Annotated in this window: 3 pseudogenes; 1 reads left to right on the top strand and 2 read right to left on the bottom strand. The window is 62.8% G+C overall.

The annotated features are described in order from the left end of the window. Together EOD15_RS35095 and gatB are read right to left on the bottom strand one after the other, a co-directional pair. A pseudogene (locus EOD15_RS35095) lies at nucleotides 1-261 on the bottom strand (GNAT family N-acetyltransferase); the annotation flags it as partial. A 4-nt stretch (nucleotides 262-265) separates the two neighbouring features. Then, a pseudogene (gene gatB, locus EOD15_RS35090) lies at nucleotides 266-595 on the bottom strand (Asp-tRNA(Asn)/Glu-tRNA(Gln) amidotransferase GatCAB subunit B); the annotation flags it as partial. Between gatB and EOD15_RS35085 the strand changes: the two are divergent. Beyond that, a pseudogene (locus EOD15_RS35085) lies at nucleotides 584-720 on the top strand (hypothetical protein); the annotation flags it as partial. The pseudogenes gatB and EOD15_RS35085 overlap by 12 nt on opposite strands.

Here is a 720-nt window from a genome sequence, read left to right as displayed (position 1 = left end):
CTGGTTCAGCAGGATGATTTTCGCATCGGCGGTGGCGGCGGCGAAAGCCATGCCGCCGATCCGCTTGCCGTCATCGGCCACCAGGAATTCCGAATTCGGCCGCGTCAGCCGCGAGCGGAGCGAAGCGATCGAGTGCCATTCGTCGGTGATCTCGGTGACTTTGGCAGCGCCATAAATGGCGTCATAGGTCGCATGCCACGTTTCCACCAGCAGCGTCCGCACAGCGGCAAGGTCGCGTTCACCTGCGGTGCGGACGAACACGGCGCTACTCGATGCCCAGCTTGGCCTTGACGAGGTCGTTGACGGCTTGCGGGTTGGCCTTGCCGCCGGTCGCCTTCATCACCTGGCCGACGAACCAGCCGGCCATGCTCGGCTTGGCGCGCGCCTGTTCGACCTTGTCAGGGTTGGCGGCGATAACGTCGTCGACGGCCTTCTCGATGGCGCCGGTGTCGGTGACCTGCTTCATGCCACGGCTCTCGACCAGTTGGCGCGGGTCGCCGCCCTCATTCCAGACGATCTCGAACAGGTCCTTGGCGATCTTGCCTGAGATGGTGCCATCCTTGATCAGATCGAGGACCGCACCGAGCTGCTCGGGCAATTGAACAAGGCCGGAAAAGGCATTGAAAACGCTCCGGTTTCGCCCGAGCAGCTCGGTGCGGTCCTCGATCTGATCAAGGATGGCACCATCTCAGGCAAGATCGCCAAGGACCTGTTCGAGAT

Source organism: Mesorhizobium sp. M7A.T.Ca.US.000.02.2.1 (assembly GCF_003996995.1).
Lineage (GTDB): Bacteria > Pseudomonadota > Alphaproteobacteria > Rhizobiales > Rhizobiaceae > Mesorhizobium.
The sequence above is the reverse complement of the archived record's forward strand: the minus strand, read 5'-3'. Positions and strand labels throughout refer to the sequence as shown.